Raw genomic sequence first — 14,701 nt, forward strand, 5'->3', positions numbered from 1 at the left:
CCTAGCGGGGACGGCCCTGCCTTGAATGGAGGGTCGTCATGGCCTGGAGCGTCCTGTTCGTCGCCGGCCTGCTCGAGATCACCTGGGCGATTGGCCTGAAATATACCGAGGGCTTTTCCAGGCTGGTTCCCTCCGTCATCACGCTCGCGGCCATGGCCGGCAGCGTGATCCTGCTCGGCATTGCTCTGAAGTCCCTGCCCGTCGGAACTGCCTATGCGGTCTGGACCGGCATCGGCGCGGTCGGCACGGCCACGCTCGGCATCTTCCTGTTCGGCGAGCCGGCCACAGCGCTTCGCCTCGCCAGCATCGGGCTGATCGTGGCAGGCATCGTCGGGCTGAAGCTCGTTACTTGAAGATCTGGACCGCCCACCAGCTCAGCGCCGCGACGATTGCCGAGGCGGGCATCGTGATGACCCAGGCATAGACGATCGAGCTCGCAACATTCCAGCGCACCGCCGAGAGCCGACGGGCAGCCCCGACGCCGACGATGGCGCCGGTGATGGTGTGGGTGGTCGAGACGGGAACCCCGAGGAAGGTTGCCATGAACAGGGTCGCCGCGCCGCCAGTCTCGGCGCAAAAGCCCTGCATCGGCGTCAGTTTTGTAATCCGCAGTCCCATCGTACGCACGATGCGCCAGCCGCCCATCAGCGTCCCCATCGCCATGGCCGCCTGGCACGACAGTACCACCCAGAACGGCACGAAGAATTCGCTCCCGAGCTGGCCCTGCGAATAGAGCAGCACGGCGATGATGCCCATGGTCTTTTGCGCATCGTTGCCGCCATGGCCGAGCGAATAGAGCGAGGCGGAGGCGAATTGCAGGATGCGGAAGGCGCGGTCGACCGCGAATGGCGTCGAGCGCACCGAAAGCCACGACACGATCGCGACCAGCATCATCGCAAGTAGGAAGCCGACGAGCGGAGACAGCACGATCGCGATCACCGTTTTGGACAATCCGCTCCAGACCGCCGCCGAGAGCCCGGCCTTTGCCACGCCAGCACCGAATAAGCCGCCAATCAAGGCGTGAGACGAGGACGATGGGATGCCGAGCGCCCAGGTCACGAGATTCCAGACGATGGCGCCGACCAGCGCCGCGAAGATCACCTGGGCGTCGACAATGGCGGGATCGATGATGCCGGTGCCGATGGTCTGGGCGACGTGCAGGCCGAATACCATGAAGGCGACGAAATTGAAGAACGCCGCCCAGAACACCGCGAATTGCGGCCGCAGCACGCGAGTCGAGACGATGGTCGCGATCGAATTGGCGGCGTCGTGCAGGCCGTTCAGGAAATCGAACAGCAGCGCGACGGCAACCAAGCCGACCAGGACGGGAAGACCCAACGCAGCATCCACGGCGTGGCCCCTGCTCTAAGCCTTGCGGATGATCTCCGCGCAAACGCGTTCCGCGTTTGTCGCGAAGGAAAACCGCTGCACACTTTTCCGGATCATGCGCTACACTTGCTCGATGACGATGCTGTTGATCTCGTTCGCGACGTCGTCGAAGCGATCGGCCACCTTTTCAAGGTGATCGTAGATCTCGACGCCGACGATGAAGTCCATCGCGCTGCCGTTGCGGTGCTTGAGGAACAGCTCCTTCAGGCCGATGTCGTGGAGATCGTCGACGCGGCCCTCGAGCTTGGTCAGCTCCTCCGTGATCGCGGTCAGCATCGCCACGTTCTTGCCGATCTCCTGCATCAGCGGCAGCGCACGGCCGACCAGATTGGCGCACTCGATCAGCAGCGCACCGATCTCGCGCATCGGCGGCTCGAAGGTGCGAACCTCGAACAGCATCACGGCCTTGGCCGTCTGTTGCATCTGGTCGATGGCATCGTCCAGCGAGGTGATGAGGTTCTTGATGTCGCCCCGGTCGAACGGCGTGATGAACGTGCGGCGCACCGCTGTCAGCACCTCGCGGGTGATGTTGTCGGCGTCGTTCTCGAACTGGCTGACGCGCTGGCAATAGACCGGCGTCTCCTCGCCGCCGTTCAGCACGCCCTGGAGCGCGATTGCGCCCTGGATCACGGTCTGGGCATGGCGGTCGAACAGGTCGAAAAACCGTTCTTCCTTGGGCAGGAAAGCGCGAAACCAACGCATCATGGGGATAGTCTACCTGATGGAAATGGGCAGGCCCGAACGAGCCGTCACAAAACCGTCATAGACCATTTTCGCGTCGCGCGCGTGTCATCTCGCGCTTGCGGAGCCGGATCATCCACCGGATTCGCGTGCCAACGAAACTCGTGTTACATCAATGAGTTACAGCGATCGTCGGAAGTAATGCGCGATTTCACCGATGACGCCGCGGCGGAAGGTGAGCACGCAGATCACGAAGATCGAGCCCTGGATCACCGTCACCCACTGGCCGAAGCCGGCCAGATATTGCTGCATGGCGATGATCACGAAGGCGCCGACCACGGGACCAAAGATGGTGCCGAGACCGCCGACCAGCGTCATCAGCACGACTTCGCCAGACATCGACCAGTGCACGTCAGTGAGCGAGGCGTTCTGCGCCACGAACACTTTCAGTGCGCCGGCGAAACCTGCCAGCGTCCCCGACAGGACGAACGCCAGGAACTTGTACTGGTCGGTCCGGTAGCCCAGCGAGATCGCACGCGGCTCGTTCTCGCGGATCGACTTCAGGACCTCGCCGAAGGGCGAGTTGATGATGCGGTAGATCAGCAGGAAGCCGGCGAGGAAGCCGACGAGCACGACATAATAGAGCACGGTCGGCTTGGACAAATCGAGCACGCCGAACATGTGCCCCTGCGGAATGCCCTGGATGCCGTCCTCGCCATGGGTGAAAGGCGCCTGCAGGTAGATGAAATACAGGAGCTGCGACAGCGCCAGCGTGATCATCGAGAAATAGATGCCCTGGCGGCGGATCGAGATATAGCCCGTGATGATCGACAGCACGAACGCCGCGGCGATGCCGACGAGGACGCCGAGCTCCGGGGGCAGCGCCCACACCTTCAGCGCATGCGCACTGCAATAGCCTGCCGTGCCCATGAACATCGCATGGCCGAACGACAGCAAGCCGCCATAGCCGATCAAAAGGTTGAAGGCGCAGGCAAGCAGCGCGAAGCACAGCGCCTGCATCACGAAGAAGGGGTAGATGCCGCTGAATGGCACGGCCGCGAGCAGCACCGCCATCACCACGAACAAGATCATCTCGTCACGCATCGCGCGCGGGGTGACCGGCAGCGTATCGTCCGTCAAGGCTGTCATATCAGGCTGCCCTTCCCGTCAATCCCGTTGGCTTCACCAGGAGCACAAGCACCATCAGCACGAACACGACGGTGTTGGAGGCCTCGGGGTAGAAATATTTGGTCAGGCCCTCGATCACACCGAGCGCAAAGCCGGTGATGATGGAGCCCATGATCGATCCCATGCCGCCGATCACCACCACCGCGAACACCACGATGATGAGGTCGGCGCCCATCAGCGGCCGCACCTGGTTGATCGGCGCCGACAGCACGCCCGCGAGCGCGGCAAGACCGACGCCGAGGCCGTAGGTGAGCGTGATCATGCGCGGCACGTTGATGCCGAAGGCGCGCACCAGCGTCGGATTTTCAGTGGCGGCGCGCAGGTAGGCGCCAAGCCGCGTCTTCTCGATCAGGAACCAGGTGGCCAGACACACCACCAGCGAGAAGATGACGACCCAGCCGCGATAGATCGGCAGGAACATGAAGCCCAGATTCACGCCGCCCTTGAGCTGGTCCGGAATGGAATAAGGCAAGCCGGACGAGCCGAAATAGTTCTGGAACACGCCCTGCACGATCAGCGCGATGCCGAAGGTGAGCAGCAGGCCGTAGAGGTGATCGAGCCCGGTCAACCATTGCAGCATGGTCCGTTCCAGGATCATGCCGAAGATGCCGACGATGACAGGCGCCAGCAGCAGCGCCCACCAGTAACTGATGCCGCCGATGTTCAGGAGGAAATAGGCGACGAAGGCGCCCATCATGTAGAGCGCGCCATGGGCGAAATTGATGATGTTGAGCATGCCGAAGATCACGGCGAGCCCGAGACTGAGCAGCGCGTAGAACGAGCCGTTGATCAGTCCCACCAGTAGCTGTGCGTAGAGAGCCTGCATCGATCCAGCACCCAGTCCCTTCGGCGTTTCCCAAAGTAGCGCCCGTCGGCACGCAGCCGGCGGGCTGTTGGTCTCATTTCTTGAGCAGCGCGCACTTGCTCTCGGAGAGCGGCGTGAACGCCTGATCGCCCGGCACGGTGCCGACGAGCTTGTAGAAGTCCCACGGTCCCTTGGACTCGGAGGGCTTCTTCACCTCGAACAGATAGGCGTTGTGGATGGTGCGGCCGTTCGGCTGGATCTCGCCCTTGCCGAACAGATCGTCTTCGGTCGGCATCGACTTCATCTTGTCGACGACCTTGACGCCGTCATGCGGATTGCCGCCGAGCGCTTCCAGCGCCTTCAGATAGTGGCGCACGCCTGCATAGACACCCGCCTGCACCATGGTCGGCATCGCGCCGTTCTTCATCTTCTCCGAGAACCGCTTGGAGAAGGCCCGGGTCTGATCGTTCATGTCCCAGTAGAACGTCTCGGTGAAGTTGAGGCCCTGCGCGGTCTCCAGCCCGATCGCCTTGACGTCGGTGAGGAACAGCAGCAGCGCGGCGAGCTTCTGGCCCCCCTTGCCGATACCGAACTCGGCAGCCTGCTTGATCGTGTTGGTGGTGTCACCACCGGCATTGGCAAGGCCGATGATCTTGGCCTTGGAGGCCTGCGCCTGGAGCAGGAACGAGGAGAAGTCCGGCGTGTTGAGCGGATGCTTGACCCCGCCGACCACCTTGCCGCCATTGGCGGTGACGACCGCAGTGGTATCGCGCTCCAGCGCCGCACCGAAGGCGTAGTCTGCTGTCAGGAAGAACCAGGTGTCGCCGCCGGCCTTCACCAGCGCCTGACCCGTGGTGTGAGCCAGCATGTAGGTGTCGTAGGTCCAGTGCACGGTGTTCGGCGAGCACTGCGCGTTGGTGAGGTCCGAGGTCGCCGCACCGGAATTGATGTAGACGCCGTTCTTTTCCTTGACGACATTGTTGACCGCGAGTGCCACGCCGGAGTTCGGCACGTCCACGATGATGTCGACCTTGTCGACGTCGAACCATTGCCGCGCGATCGCGGTGCCGATGTCAGGCTTGTTCTGGTGGTCACCCGAGATGATGTCGATCTTCCAACCCTTCGCGGCGAGGCCCGAATCTTCAACCGCCATCTGCGCCGCAAGCGTCGAGCCGGGCCCACCGAGGTCGGCATAGAGACCGGACTGATCGGACAATGCGCCGATCTTGACGGCTTTGTCCTGTGCGAAGGCGGCGCCAGCTGTGGTCACGGCCAATGCCGTGCCGAGCAACAACGATGCAATCGACTTTGTCATGCTACTTCCCTCGTAAATCCTCTCGTGACCGTTCGACCGTTGGCCGTACTAGACGCCGAGATAGGTGTGGAGCTTGTCCATGTTGGCGGCAAGCTCCGCATTGGAAAATCCGTCAATGATCTTGCCGTGCTCGACCACGTAATAGCGATCGGCGACGGTGGAGGCGAAGCGGAAGTTCTGCTCGACCAGAAGGATCGTGAAGCCCTCCTTCTTGAGCCGCGCAATGGTGTGACCGATCTGCTGGATGATGACGGGTGCCAGACCTTCGGTCGGCTCGTCCAGCATCAGAAAGCTTGCGCCGGTGCGCAGGATGCGCGCGATCGCGAGCATCTGCTGCTCGCCGCCGGACAGCTTGGTGCCCTGGCTGCTCAGCCGTTCCTTCAGGTTCGGAAACAGGTCGAAGATCTGCTCGAGCGGCAATCCGCCTGCGCGCACCACCGGTGGCAGCAGCAGGTTCTCCTTCACGTCGAGGCTGGAGAAAATTCCCCGCTCCTCCGGACAGAACGCGATACCCATGCGCGCGATCTTGTCGGAGGTCGTGCGGATGATCTCCTGGTTGTTGAACTTGACCGAACCGGTACGCTTGCCGATGATTCCCATGATCGACTTCAACGTGGTCGTCTTGCCGGCGCCGTTGCGCCCCAACAGCGTAACGACCTCGCCCGCATTCACGTCGAAATTGATCCCGTGCAGGATGTGGGACTCGCCGTACCAGGCCTCCAAGTTGCGAACCTGGAGGATATTGCCGCCGGATGCAGCCGTCACCGGGGCCTCAGCCATTGCAGTCTCAGGCATGACCGGCTCCCAGATAAGCTTCCTTGACGCGCTCGTCCTTGGTGAGCTCGGAATAATGCCCCTGCGCGAGCACCTGCCCGCGCGTCAGCACGGTGATGATGTCGGAGAGATTGGCGACGACGCTCAAATTATGCTCGACCATCAGGATGGTGTATTTCGCCGAGATCCGCTTGATCAGCGCCGCGATCTTGTCGATGTCCTCGTGACCCATGCCGGCCATCGGTTCGTCCAGAAGCATCATTTCCGGATCGAGCGCGAGCGTGGTTGCGATCTCGAGCGCGCGCTTGCGCCCATAGGCCATCTCGACCGCTGGCGTGTTGGCGAACTCGCTGAGACCCACATCGTTCAATAGCTCGCGCGCCCGGTCGTTGAACTGATTCAGCACCGACTTGGAGCGCCAGAAATCAAAGGAGCTGCCGTGCTGGCGCTGGAGCGCGACACGGACATTCTCCAGCGCTGTCATATGCGGAAATACCGCCGAGATCTGGAACGAACGCACCAGCCCCAGGCGTGCCACGTCTGCGGGCGCCATCGCGGTGATGTCCTGTCCCTTGTACAGGATTTTTCCGGCAGACGGTTTGAGGAACTTGGTCAGAAGATTGAAGCACGTCGTCTTGCCGGCACCGTTCGGGCCGATCAACGCGTGGATACTCCCACGGCGAACCTTGAGCGCAACGTCGCGGACGGCGAAGAAGCCCGCGAACTCCTTGGTCAAGCCTTCCGTTTCGAGAATGAACTCATCGGCCAAACAGATTTCCCCCTGCCCGCGCAATACGCGTAGCTATCCTTGTTAATTCGGCTTTCCGGAGGCCTTGGAGCCTGTTCCGGAACACCGCCTCCGGGCGCGGAATATGCCGGAGGTGACGGGGGTTAGGCAAGGCGGAAAGCTGAGCAGGTCAGGCCTTTGGCGGGGAGCCTCATGCTCCCTTAGTCGGAGGCCTCGTGATGTCGCCTGCCGGCTTCCCGGCTCACAAGACACCGGTCATCAAGTCGTCGTTAACGGTCTTTGCTTCCGTGCGCCAGCCTTCATCAAAAATTTTCCCGCGAGCGAGATTATCAGCGGGTTTCACTCGCCGGGACTATTGTTTTGGATTTTGCCAGCGCTGCTCCTTCCGTCGTCAAATCGATCAAGCAACGTGACCTGCTGAACACGTGGCTGCGACTTTACGCGCGTCATCAGGTTGCACCTGCGATCTGGGAATATCAGCCCGCGCGGCTCGAGGAAGAACTGTCCGATCTCATCTACTACACAGTGGACAATTCGACGCCGACGCCGCGCCTGACCATCCAGAGCGAAGGCACGCGGATCTCCCGCGCCTACGGCCATACCGGCAAGGGAATCCTGCTGGAGGACTATGTCGGGCCGCGAATGGCGCCTTTCGTGATGCCGATCTATCACGAATGCATCGCGCGTGGACTTCCGGTCTATAGCGTCGCCGATGTCGACGACATCTACGGCCGTGTCGTCGCTTATGAACGGCTGTTGCTGCCTTTCCTGACCGACGACAAGGTCAGCCACATCATCGCGTCGGTGAAGACCTTCTGCGAGGACGGCGGCTTCGAGATCAAGGATCTGCTGCGCGGAAATGACGCGCCGCCGCGGCCGAAACTGCGCACGGTGATCGACCGCGATCTGTTTCACCGCGCCCCCGGCCGCATCGCGGCCGCCGACGTCGTGGAATTCGCCGATCAGTCCGGTCCCGCCGTCAGCGCCGAGATCATCGAGCTGAATTAGCTCTTGCTTGCCTTTGCGCCGACTTCCTTGTCGTAGATATCAGGCTTGAACCCGACCAGGAGCTTGCCGCCGATCTCAAGCACCGGCCGCTTGATCATCGATGGTTGCGCTAGCATCAGCGCCAGCGCCTTCTTTTCCGTCAGGCCCTCCTTGTCGGCGTCGGGTAACTTCTTGAAGGTCGTACCGGCACGATTGAGCAGCGTTTCCCAGCCGAGCTTGTCGCTCCATTGCTTGAGCTTGTCCTTTTCGACGCCGGCCGCCTTATAATCGTGGAACTCGTAAGCGACGCCATGAGTGTCGAGCCAAGTGCGCGCCTTCTTCATGGTGTCGCAGTTCTTGATACCGTAGATGATGTTGGGCAAGACGGTCCTCGCGCATGCGTCGTGAGTGATCTCTAGGGCGTTTCACGTCCCGTGGCGTTGTACGCAACTCCTGATCACGCGACAATATTGCGAACGACGCCTTCGACCTCTTCCGAACGGACATACCAATGCACGTCACCCACGATCCCGCCGCATCCGCCTCGCCGACCATCGACTTCAATACGTTCCTCGCAGTCGATATCCGCGTCGGCACCATCGTCGACGCAAAGCCGTTTCCTGAAGCGCGCAAGCCGGCCTGGCGGCTGTGGATCGACTTCGGCCCGGCCATCGGCGTGCGCAAGAGCTCGGCACAGATCACCGAAAACCATCCGCTCGAGACACTGGTCGGACAGCAGGTCGCCGCCGTCGTCAATTTCCCGCCGCGCCAGATCGGACCTGTCGTCTCGGAGGTGCTGACGCTCGGCTTCCCCGATGCCGACGGCAAGGTCGTGCTGATGCAGCCGAGCAAGCCGGTGCCGAACGGCGGACGGCTGTTCTAGGCGGCAGCGCCTTCGCAGCCACCCATACTTCATCCTCCCTTCCAAGGCCCAGCCGTCCAGGCTTGACCAAGGTCCTTTCCGCGAATATTAATGACTGACTGATCGTTTTTTATATGGATCGGCTATAGCTGAGCTGGTCTTGGCATTTTTCTAAAACGATCGATCTGTCAGTTATTTATGGACCGGATGGATGCCCAAGATCAGCGACAAGAAGCGGGAAGACCGGCGTCAGCAGATCCTCGAAGCGGCGCTGGCCTGCTTCTCCGAAGACGGATTTCACCAGACCGGCATGGCCGCCATCGTCAAGCGGTCGGGCCTGAGCCACGGCGCGGTCTATCTCTACTTCCAGAGCAAGGACGATCTGATCGAGGCGCTCGCCGACGATCGGCATCGCCGCGAGGCTATCCTCAACTCGGTCGCACAAGGCTCCGGCGATCCGATCGAGGGACTGCACGCGCTGGCGCGCGTCTATGCGCAGTGGCTGACCGACCCGATGGGCGAAGCACGGCGCCGTGTCGGCATCCACGGCTGGGCCGAGGCGCTGCGCAACCGCCGCGTTCGTATCAGCGTCGTCGAGGGCATCGACATGCCGCGCGCGCTGATCGTGGCGCTGGTCGAGCGCGGGCAACACGACGGCCTGATCAGGCGCGACATCGGCGCCGATGCGATCGCGCGCATGCTGATCGCGATTTTCCAGGGCTTTGTGCTGCAAAAATGCTGGGGCGAAGATTTTGACGTCGCAGCCTGCATGGCGACGGTCACCACCGTGATTGACGGCTTTCGCCCGACCACGGCCGATATGAAGCGGCGAACCAGGACGTAAGCGATGTCCTGGATTCACGAGCTTCTCGCCGGCGGCGGTGTCGGCCTCGTCGCGGGGCTGGCATCGGGCTTCAGCGGCACCAGTCCGGGTGGCGGCCTCGTCATCTTCAGCGTGCTGCTGCTCGGCGCCGAACAGCACGTCGCTCAGGGCACGTCGCTGATCACGCAGATACCGCCGACGGGCCTCGCGGGCGCGCGCCGTTACTGGCAGAGCGGCAATCGCAGCCCGTTGCCATGGATCGTCTGGATCGGCATCGGATTTCTGATCGGCGGTATGGGCGGCGGCTATGCCGCAGCCGCCGTCTCCGACGCGGTGCTGCAATGGACCTATGTCGCCTATCTCGTCGCGCTGATCGCGCTGCTGATCCTGCGGAGCGACCGCAAGGACGGGGACGGCGCCGGTGATCGCGACAAGTTGCCCTGGCCTCCCCTGCTCCTCATCGGTGGGCTTGCCGGCTTCTCCTCCGGTTTCATGGGCATCGGTGGCGGCCTCGCGATCACAGTCGGCCTCGCCGCGGGCTTGCGCGTGCCACAGCATCAGGCGCAACTCGTCAGCCTGATCTTCTCGGTGATCCCGACCAACATTCCGGCAGCGTGGATCTATTGGAGCAAGGGGCTGATGGTCGGCTGGCCCGCCATCATCGGAATTGTTGCCGGCCTCTGGGTCGGGACCGATCTCGGCGCCCGCGCGGCCAACGGCGTCAACAAGACGGTGCTGCGCCGGAGCATGATCGCCCTCGTCGCTCTGATGGCGCTCTACATGACCTACAAGGCGCTGAGCTAGATTCAAGGTCGCTTCGGAATGTTCAAGCCGCGCTGCACGGCCGGGCGCGCCAGCCCACGCTCGAGCCAGGCACCGACCGACTTGAACTGGTTGAATGCGACCAGATCGCCAGCGCCGTAGAAGCCGATGAGGTTGCGAACCCAGCCGAGCATGGAAATGTCGGCGATGGTGTACTCGTCATCCATGAACCACTGCCGCCCGGACAGATGCGTCTCCATCACGCCGAGCAGGCGCTTGGACTCACCGACGTAACGCTCCAGCGGCCGCTTGTCCTCAAAGTCCTTGCCGGCGAATTTGTGGAAGAAGCCGACCTGGCCGAACATCGGCCCGATGCCGCCCATCTGGAAATGCAGCCACTGGAGGGTCTGATAGCGCCGCCCGGCATCCTGCGGCAGCAGCTTGCCGGTCTTCTCCGCGAGATATTGCAGGATCGCACCGGACTCGAACAGTGGCAACGGCTTGCCGCCTGGACCGTTGGGATCGAGGATCGCCGGGATCTTGCCGTTCGGATTGAGGGAGAGGAACTCCGGCGTTTTCTGATCGTCCTTGCCGAAATCGACGAGATGGACCTCGTACGGCAGCCCGATCTCCTCCAACATGATCGAGACCTTCACGCCGTTCGGCGTCGGCAGCGAATAAAGCTGAAGCAATTCGGGATTCTTCGCCGGCCAACGCGTGGTGATCGGAAAGACGGATAAATCAGGCATGGGGACCCCGGCTGCTTGCGTGAGATTCTGACTAATCTAGGCGAGCCGGGACATGGCGCAAGGCCGGGCCGTCGTTACACCGATCTCTGTCGAAGAATCTCGATCACAACGGCCGCAGCAGGTGCGTAGTGGCGTAGACCGCGTCGCGTTGGGCGCGCTGCTCGATGAAGAGCTGCCCGGTGACGAGCAATGCTCCGACGAAAACGAGCGCGAGCATGGCGGTCGCGAACTGACTGGCATCATTCATCGCACGAGCTTCTCTCAAACAGGTTCGCACGGGGAACGCAGACCGGTCATCGCCAGTTCCTGCGGGGTTCAAATAATTTGCCTGTTTTTCCCGAATGTATGACCCGCCGGCCGCATCAGTAATTGATCTCCATCCGCAAACCGCGCGGATCGATTTCATCGCCGCCGACGCGCTCCGTGCTGTCGCGTGCAGCGACCGCGCAGGCACAGGCATCGATGAGATCGTCGCGGCCGATGCCGGTGCCGTGGCGGTGCGTCAGCCATTTCGGCAAACGCGTGAAGCCGCGCTGCATCAGCAGTGCAATGCGCTGCTCGCGACCATCCGCCGATGTCTTCGTCGCAAGCCGGACGCACCCCGCAAGATTCCAGAAGATCAATTCCGGATGTGCCTCGCCGATCGTCGCTTGCCGCGCCGGCGTCATGATCTCGTCGACGTCCCTGATCTTGTCCCTGATATTCCAGAGCTGCGCGGAGATGCCCCTGCCCTTGCCTTCGCGCTCCCAGTAATGCCCGTTCGCCGCGGCCATGTCCGGAAATCTCCAGAGGTCGCGGCGAGCCCCGAGAAACACGGCGGGGCCGATGAGTTCGCGCGCATGCAAATCGCACGTACGATAGCCGCTCGGCTTCAGCCCGATCGGCATGTCGATCATCGCACGCGCATGCGGCATCGCAAGCAGACGCGTCAGGCCAGGTGCATAATCGAATCCATGTTGGCCGCGCTCGTCGATCCAGGCAGCAACCCAGCCGAACCGAAATCCATCGAGACCGAGATAGTTTGGCACGTCGCGCTTTCCCGTCTCGCGAGTTTCACATTCGCGTCGCTTGACATCCGCAAGTTGCGGGCGTATGTCCCGCGCCCTCACGAACACTTCCGTTCGTAAACGCATGAACCCAGTGATGAAGCACAGCTACGAAAGATTTGCGCGACTGTCGAATGGCCTCCGGCCAATCGATTGCGCATGCCTGGCTCATGGGAGCGATCTTGCCTGACCGCAAGATCGACAGTCCGCTTCTCACGGACCCTCCCGAGCCTGCCGCTCCGGAGGGTTTTTTGTTGCCCGCCGCGCGGCTCGTTCGAACATCCCGGCCATGGCCGGAACGAGAGACCCGGATCTCGGGGCTCGCGCAAACGATGCGCGTGCCCAAGCGCGCGGGGCCTGCCGGAGGGAACGAGGCGAAGAGCCGGAAACCGATGGCAGAGCGAACCCTGAGGGTTCGCAATTGGCGGCGCGTCGACAGCGCCGCGATAGAAATTTCGTAGTTCGGTTTGTCGCGACGATCGCGGCTCAACCGACGCTGGTGGTGAAGATGTCGGATACTTCCTCCGCGGTAAAGCGGGCTCGAACCCCGCCTTTGACACACGCACCGGGATGCGGCCTCGGAAAAGGTTCGCACGCGGCCCGGCGCAGGATCCGTCCGCAAGGACGGCGCCTGTGTTGTCGTCACTGAGAGCCGATATCGCCCGTTCCCCAGCGTACCCCTCAACAGCCGATGCGAAAGCATCGGTCTGGCGGTGGTGAAGATGTCTGTTACTTCGTGGTGAAGGCGCGAGAGCGCCGAGCAGGTTCGAACCCTGCGCGCCGAAAGGCGGATCGCCCGCAAGGGCAGCAACAGCGTCGCCCGTTCCCCGCCAACCCCATCACCGTCCGTGGTGAAGATCGCTGTTACTTCGACTGATAATCGAGAGGTCGCGGGTTCGAATCCCGCCCGGTGTACTGTGCACCGGTAGCTCAGAGGATAGAGCGCTACCCGGCACGCAGGGTAAGCTGCAAGCTGGGGTCTCAGCATCGCCCGTTCCCGGATCGTGTCTTTCTCATCCCCACCGCCGGTGGTGAAGAGCGCTGTTACTTCGTGATCGCAGCGGCAGTGCCTCGATCTTCTTCGGACATCGAGCCCGCTCTGCGAAGCTCCGAGAGGAGCAGTACAGCCTCGTTTGTTCCCCGGCACCGCTTTCATTCCCCATCAACCCAGAGGAGGCCGTCATGGTCGAGCTCAACAAGATCGTTCGCGCCTTCACGCGTGAGGGTGCGCGCGCCGTGCGCTTCACGCCCGAGATGGAGCTGAAGCGGGCGCTGATGAACTGCCTCCTGTGGGAGGACCAGTTCTACGAGGACGGCGTCTCCATCGCCGACCGCATCAAGGCCCTCGTGCCCAAGGTCGCTCCTGCCCGCGTGGCGCAGCTCGCGATCGAGGCGCGCGAGGTGATGAAGCTGCGGCACGCGCCTCTGCTCGTCATCCGCGAGATGGCGCGCAGCGAAAAGCATCGCGCGCTCGTCGCCGACACGCTTGCCCAGGTGATCCAGCGCCCCGACGAGATGACGGAGCTGCTCGCGATCTACTGGGCGGATGCGCTTGGGCCGATGCAGCAGCGCAAGCGTCAGCCGGTCTCCGCGCAGGTCAAGAAAGGCCTTGCCCGCGCGTTGACCAAGTTCGACGCCTACCAGCTCGCGAAGTACGACCGCGACGGCGCGGTGCGCATCCGGGACGTGCTGTTCCTGGTGCACGCCAAGCCGAAGGACGCCGAGCAGGAAAAGGTGTGGAAGCAGCTCGTCGATGGCGAGCTTGCCTCCCCCGACACCTGGGAGGTCTCGCTCTCGGCCGGCAAGAGCAAGCGCGAGACCTTCGAGCGGCTGATCGCCGAGAAGAAGCTCGGCGGACTGGCGCTGCTGCGTAACCTGCGGCTGATGCAGAATGCGGAGGTCCCGCGCGAGACCATCGCAGGCGCGATCGAGGCGATGCGGACGGATCGTATCCTTCCCTATCGCTTCATCACAGCGGCGCGCTACGCGCCGGACTTCGAGCCTGAGCTCGAGACTGCGATGCTCAAGTCGGTCAAGGACCATGTGCGGCTTCCCGGCCCCATCCGGCTCCTGATCGACGTATCCGGCTCGATGTTCACGCCGCTCTCCGCACAGTCGGAAATGACGCGGGCGGAGGCGGCGTGCGGTCTTGCCATCCTGGCGCGCGAGATCTGCGACGAGGTCGAGATCTTCACCTTCTCCGACAAGGTGGTGAAGGTCCCTCCCCGCCGCGGCTTCGCGCTTCGGGACGCGATCATCAACTCGCAGGCCCATAGCGGGACCTGGCTTGGCAAGGCAGTGGCGGAGATCGACCGCAAGGGCGATCGACTGATCGTCTTCACCGACGAGCAGAGCCACGACCGCGTGAGCGAGCCAAAGGCGCACGGCACCATGGTGAACGTGGCCTCGTATCAGCACGGCGTCGGCCACGGCGCCTGGACCCGCGTCAACGGCTTCTCCGAGGCCGTGGTCGCGTGGATCGCGGCGTCGGAGATGGCATTGAATTGATCCCTCCACAACAACCGCCCCGGACGCAAGACATCGCGCCCGGGGCCACTGAAACCTCTGAAAT

17 protein-coding genes are annotated in these 14,701 nt (G+C 62.7%); 6 read left to right on the top strand and 11 right to left on the bottom strand.

The genetic code is table 11. From position 1 onward, the window contains the following. Positions 1 to 38 precede the first annotated feature (38 nt). Positions 39 to 353 (top strand): quaternary ammonium compound efflux SMR transporter SugE, encoded by a 315-nt coding sequence (gene sugE, locus L6639_RS01705; RefSeq protein ID WP_237858403.1) that lies wholly within the window; start codon positions 39 to 41, stop codon positions 351 to 353. On the opposite strand, the gene L6639_RS01710 is transcribed toward sugE, so the two are convergent. From L6639_RS01710 to L6639_RS01740, 7 genes are all read right to left on the bottom strand, one after another. Further along, positions 346 to 1,350 carry an inorganic phosphate transporter gene (locus L6639_RS01710; protein WP_237858405.1) on the bottom strand — a complete coding sequence of 335 codons (1,005 nt, stop codon included), beginning with the start codon at positions 1,348 to 1,350 and terminating at the stop codon, positions 346 to 348. The genes sugE and L6639_RS01710 overlap by 8 nt on opposite strands. Before the next feature lie 99 nt (positions 1,351 to 1,449). Next, on the bottom strand, positions 1,450 to 2,094 hold the full coding sequence (locus L6639_RS01715) for a DUF47 domain-containing protein (RefSeq protein WP_128952241.1): 645 nt from the start codon (positions 2,092 to 2,094) through the stop codon (positions 1,450 to 1,452). A 156-nt stretch (positions 2,095 to 2,250) separates the two neighbouring features. Further along, positions 2,251 to 3,219: a branched-chain amino acid ABC transporter permease gene (locus L6639_RS01720; RefSeq protein ID WP_237858407.1), complete on the bottom strand. Its 969-nt coding sequence runs from the start codon at positions 3,217 to 3,219 to the stop codon at positions 2,251 to 2,253. A gap of 1 nt (position 3,220) precedes the next feature. After that, on the bottom strand, positions 3,221 to 4,084 hold the full coding sequence (locus tag L6639_RS01725) for a branched-chain amino acid ABC transporter permease (RefSeq protein ID WP_237858409.1): 864 nt from the start codon (positions 4,082 to 4,084) through the stop codon (positions 3,221 to 3,223). 73 nt (positions 4,085 to 4,157) lie between these two features. After that, positions 4,158 to 5,378, bottom strand: coding sequence for an ABC transporter substrate-binding protein (locus L6639_RS01730; protein ID WP_237858411.1), 1,221 nt, complete (start codon positions 5,376 to 5,378; stop codon positions 4,158 to 4,160). 48 nt (positions 5,379 to 5,426) lie between these two features. Next, positions 5,427 to 6,173: an ABC transporter ATP-binding protein gene (locus tag L6639_RS01735; protein ID WP_237858412.1), complete on the bottom strand. Its 747-nt coding sequence runs from the start codon at positions 6,171 to 6,173 to the stop codon at positions 5,427 to 5,429. Then, a complete protein-coding gene (locus tag L6639_RS01740; protein WP_027535192.1) occupies positions 6,166 to 6,921 on the bottom strand; it encodes an ABC transporter ATP-binding protein in 756 nt (251 codons plus the stop codon). The genes L6639_RS01735 and L6639_RS01740 overlap by 8 nt, the downstream gene beginning before the upstream one ends. Before the next feature lie 339 nt (positions 6,922 to 7,260). On the opposite strand from L6639_RS01740, the gene L6639_RS01745 reads away from it, so the two are divergent. Beyond that, the gene (locus L6639_RS01745) at positions 7,261 to 7,908 is read left to right on the top strand and encodes a PAS domain-containing protein (protein ID WP_237858415.1); all 648 of its coding nucleotides are present in this window, start codon (positions 7,261 to 7,263) and stop codon (positions 7,906 to 7,908) included. On the opposite strand, the gene L6639_RS01750 is transcribed toward L6639_RS01745, so the two are convergent. Beyond that, complete coding sequence (locus L6639_RS01750) at positions 7,905 to 8,270, bottom strand: ArsC family reductase (protein WP_237858418.1); 366 nt, start codon at positions 8,268 to 8,270, stop codon at positions 7,905 to 7,907. The two genes, L6639_RS01745 and L6639_RS01750, sit on opposite strands and share 4 nt — an antisense overlap. 128 nt (positions 8,271 to 8,398) lie before the next feature. Between L6639_RS01750 and L6639_RS01755 the strand changes: the two genes are divergently transcribed. From L6639_RS01755 to L6639_RS01765, 3 genes are all read left to right on the top strand, one after another. Further along, positions 8,399 to 8,770: a tRNA-binding protein gene (locus L6639_RS01755; protein ID WP_128961888.1), complete on the top strand. Its 372-nt coding sequence runs from the start codon at positions 8,399 to 8,401 to the stop codon at positions 8,768 to 8,770. 190 nt (positions 8,771 to 8,960) lie between these two features. Continuing rightward, on the top strand, positions 8,961 to 9,593 hold the full coding sequence (locus tag L6639_RS01760) for a TetR/AcrR family transcriptional regulator (protein WP_237858427.1): 633 nt from the start codon (positions 8,961 to 8,963) through the stop codon (positions 9,591 to 9,593). Between the two features lie 3 nt (positions 9,594 to 9,596). Next, positions 9,597 to 10,376 carry a sulfite exporter TauE/SafE family protein gene (locus L6639_RS01765; protein WP_237858428.1) on the top strand — a complete coding sequence of 260 codons (780 nt, stop codon included), beginning with the start codon at positions 9,597 to 9,599 and terminating at the stop codon, positions 10,374 to 10,376. 2 nt (positions 10,377 to 10,378) lie between these two features. On the opposite strand, the gene L6639_RS01770 is transcribed toward L6639_RS01765, so the two are convergent. From L6639_RS01770 to L6639_RS01780, 3 genes are all read right to left on the bottom strand, one after another. After that, positions 10,379 to 11,083, bottom strand: coding sequence for a glutathione S-transferase family protein (locus tag L6639_RS01770; protein WP_237858429.1), 705 nt, complete (start codon positions 11,081 to 11,083; stop codon positions 10,379 to 10,381). A gap of 103 nt (positions 11,084 to 11,186) precedes the next feature. Then, positions 11,187 to 11,330 (bottom strand): hypothetical protein, encoded by a 144-nt coding sequence (locus L6639_RS01775; protein ID WP_237858431.1) that lies wholly within the window; start codon positions 11,328 to 11,330, stop codon positions 11,187 to 11,189. A 115-nt stretch (positions 11,331 to 11,445) separates the two neighbouring features. Further along, positions 11,446 to 12,111: a DUF429 domain-containing protein gene (locus tag L6639_RS01780; protein ID WP_237858434.1), complete on the bottom strand. Its 666-nt coding sequence runs from the start codon at positions 12,109 to 12,111 to the stop codon at positions 11,446 to 11,448. Positions 12,112 to 13,311: 1,200 nt separating this feature from the next. Between L6639_RS01780 and L6639_RS01785 the strand changes: the two genes are divergently transcribed. Beyond that, positions 13,312 to 14,637, top strand: coding sequence for a TROVE domain-containing protein (locus L6639_RS01785; protein WP_237858435.1), 1,326 nt, complete (start codon positions 13,312 to 13,314; stop codon positions 14,635 to 14,637). The last annotated feature ends 64 nt before the right edge of the window (positions 14,638 to 14,701 follow it).

It is taken from the genome of Bradyrhizobium zhengyangense, assembly GCF_022012555.1.
Taxonomy (GTDB): Bacteria; Pseudomonadota; Alphaproteobacteria; order Rhizobiales; family Xanthobacteraceae; genus Bradyrhizobium; species Bradyrhizobium zhengyangense.